The sequence below is a fragment of the Halorubrum sp. AJ67 genome (genome assembly GCF_000513435.1).
Genome location: NZ_CBVY010000006.1, coordinates 94,393 through 97,146, shown reverse-complemented (window position 1 = coordinate 97,146; position 2,754 = coordinate 94,393). Strand labels below are relative to the sequence as shown.

At 66.6% G+C, this 2,754-nt stretch carries 3 protein-coding genes; 2 read left to right on the top strand and 1 reads right to left on the bottom strand.

Features of this window, described 5'->3' with window-relative positions:
- Positions 1–146: 146 nt before the first annotated feature.
- Positions 147–2,117 carry an ABC transporter ATP-binding protein gene (locus tag BN903_RS07595; protein WP_048077167.1) on the top strand — a complete coding sequence of 657 codons (1,971 nt, stop codon included), beginning with the start codon at positions 147–149 and terminating at the stop codon, positions 2,115–2,117.
- Between the two features lie 44 nt (positions 2,118–2,161).
- Here the strand turns inward: BN903_RS07595 and BN903_RS07590 are convergent, their stop codons facing one another.
- Positions 2,162–2,473 carry a hypothetical protein gene (locus tag BN903_RS07590; RefSeq protein WP_048077166.1) on the bottom strand — a complete coding sequence of 104 codons (312 nt, stop codon included), beginning with the start codon at positions 2,471–2,473 and terminating at the stop codon, positions 2,162–2,164.
- Positions 2,474–2,595: 122 nt separating this feature from the next.
- Between BN903_RS07590 and BN903_RS15780 the strand changes: the two genes are divergently transcribed.
- Positions 2,596–2,754: creatininase family protein (locus BN903_RS15780; protein WP_195155748.1), on the top strand; the 159-nt coding region annotated here is incomplete at its 3' end.

Genomic DNA, 2,754 nt, shown 5'->3' with positions numbered 1-2,754 from the left:
GCGACCGAGCGGCACAACCTCTGACGCCGCTGGCAGCGGCGGCCGAGGAGCGGATCGCGCGAGCAACCCCCGTTACCGGCGTTTTCTGCCGAGGTATTTCGGTTCGAAGGAAACCTATTTGCCCGCCTACCCGATACGACTGGGTGATGAGTGGCGTCGACTGGGAAGAAGACGATCCCTTCGAGGAGCAGCGGGACAAGATCGAGAATCCGATGAAGCGGCTGTTCGTTGAGTACGGCCGCGACTACGTCCCGCAGGTGACGGTGGGAATCTTCGCGAGCGTCTTCGCGCGGCTGCTCGATCTCCTCCCGCCGCTCATGCTCGGGATCGCCGTCGACGCCATCTTCTACACCGACTCGCAGTTGGAAGCCGGCGAAGTCCCCGCGTTCAGCGAGCAGATCCCGCTCGTCCTCCTGCCCGACGCGTGGCTGCCGACGGCCCAGACGGGACAGTTCTGGTTCACCATCGCCGTCATCGGCGGGGCGTTCGGGATCGGGGCCGGGTTCCACTGGATCCGCAACTGGGGGTTCAACGCCTTCGCCCAGAACATCCAGCACGACGTGCGGACGGACACCTACGACAAGATGCAGCGGCTCAACATGGAGTTCTTCTCGGACAAGCAGACCGGGGAGATGATGTCCATCCTCTCGAACGACGTGAACCGGCTCGAACGGTTCTTAAACGACGGGATGAACTCCCTGTTTCGGCTGTCGGTGATGGTCGTCGGCATCGGCGTCCTCCTCTTCTGGATCAACTGGCAGCTCGCTCTGGTCGCGCTGCTTCCCGTCCCGATCATCGGCGGGTTCACGTACCTGTTCATCCGGATCATCCAGCCGAAGTACGCCGAGGTGCGCTCGTCGGTCGGGAAGATGAACTCCCGGCTGGAGAACAACCTCGGCGGCATCCAGGTGATCAAGTCGTCGAACACGGAGCCGTACGAGTCCGACCGCGTCGACGACGTGTCGATGGACTACTTCGACGCCAACTGGGACGCGATCACGACGCGGATCAAGTTCTTCCCGGCGCTCCGCGTGCTCGCCGGTATCGGCTTCGTACTCACGTTCGTCGTCGGCGGCCTGTGGGTGTTCCAGGACACGCCGCCGGGACCGTTCACCGGCGACCTCTCGGTCGGGATGTTCGTCGTCTTCATCCTCTACACCCAGCGGTTCATCTGGCCGATGGCGCAGTTCGGCCAGATCATCAACATGTACCAGCGCGCCCGCGCCTCCTCCGCGCGGATATTCGGCCTGATGGACGAGCCGTCGCGGCTCGCCGAGGAGCCGGACGCCGAGGATCTGGTCGTCGGCGACGGCGACGTGGTCTACGACGACGTCTCCTTCGGCTACGACGAGGAGACGATAATCGAGGACGTCGACTTCTCCGTCGAGGGCGGCGAGACGCTCGCCTTAGTCGGGCCGACCGGTGCCGGGAAGTCGACCGTCCTCAAGCTCCTGCTCCGCATGTACGACATCGACGAGGGAGCGATCGAGATCGACGGACAGAACGTCCGCGACGTGACGCTCAAGTCGCTCCGCCGGTCGATCGGCTACGTCGGGCAGTCCTCGTACCTGTTCTACGGCACCGTCCGCGAGAACATCACCTACGGCACCTTCGACGCGACCGACGAGGAGGTCAAGGAGGCGGCGGAGGCCGCCGAGGCCCACGACTTCATCGAGAACCTCCCCGACGGCTACGACACGATGGTCGGCGAGCGCGGCGTGAAGCTCTCCGGCGGCCAGCGCCAGCGCGTCACCATCGCCCGGGCCGTGTTAAAGGATCCCGACATCCTCATCCTCGACGAGGCGACCTCGGACGTCGACACAGAGACGGAGATGCTGATCCAGCGCTCGCTCGACCGACTCACCGCCGACCGCACGACGTTCGCGATCGCCCACCGGCTCTCGACGATCAAGGACGCGGACACCATCCTCGTGTTGGAGGGCGGAAAGATCGCGGAGCGAGGCACCCACGAGGAACTGCTCGAAAACGACGGGCTGTACGCGCACCTCTGGGGCGTTCAGGCGGGCGAGATCGACGAGCTCCCGCAGGAGTTCATCGACCGCGCACAGGAGCGCACCGCGCGGATCGTCGAGGACGCCGAGAGCGACGACGACTGATCGGGAGCGCCGCCGAGTCGGCCATCGGGGGCCTAACCGCGCCGTTACCGTGGGAGGGAGGTCCAGTCGTCCGACGGCCTCTCCGGGGACGCGTCGGCGTAGCCGAGCGCGTCGAGGACCGCCCCGCGGACGTCCGACGGGTCGCGGAACTGCGTCTCCTCGCAGTCTTCGAGCAGCCCGCCGAACCGCTCGGTCGCCGTCGGCGTCTCCAGTTCGGCGGCCCCGTACTGCTCTATCAGCTCCGCGGCCGTCACCGGATACCGATGCTCGCGGAGCGCCCGCTTCAACGGGCCGAACGACACGTCGGGACCCGGACCGCGTTCCCCAGTTTCGTGTTTCACGTTGTCGCTCCCCATGCGAGCGCGATCCGCGGGGACCGGCATAATTCCCCGGGAGGATTGGGACCGTCGTACCCCCCCGAAGGCGGCCGGCGGGCCGTGACCGTCGGGTATACGACGGCGGGTGCCGACGTGTCGGTATGCGCCTCAGCGAGGTCACGTGGACCGACGCCCGCGACGCCGATGTCGACGTCGCGTTCCTCCCGGTCGGCAGCACGGAACAGCACGGACCGCACGCGCCGCTCGGCACGGACACGCTGAACGCCGTCGCCGTCGCCGACGCCGGGGCCGACGCGTAC

Coding starts and splice junctions, on each gene's coding strand:
- BN903_RS07595 (WP_048077167.1), top strand. CDS start 147: ATGAGTGGCGTCGACTGGGAAGAAGACGATCCCTTCGAGGAGCAGCGG.
- BN903_RS07590 (WP_048077166.1), bottom strand. CDS start 2,473: ATGGGGAGCGACAACGTGAAACACGAAACTGGGGAACGCGGTCCGGGT.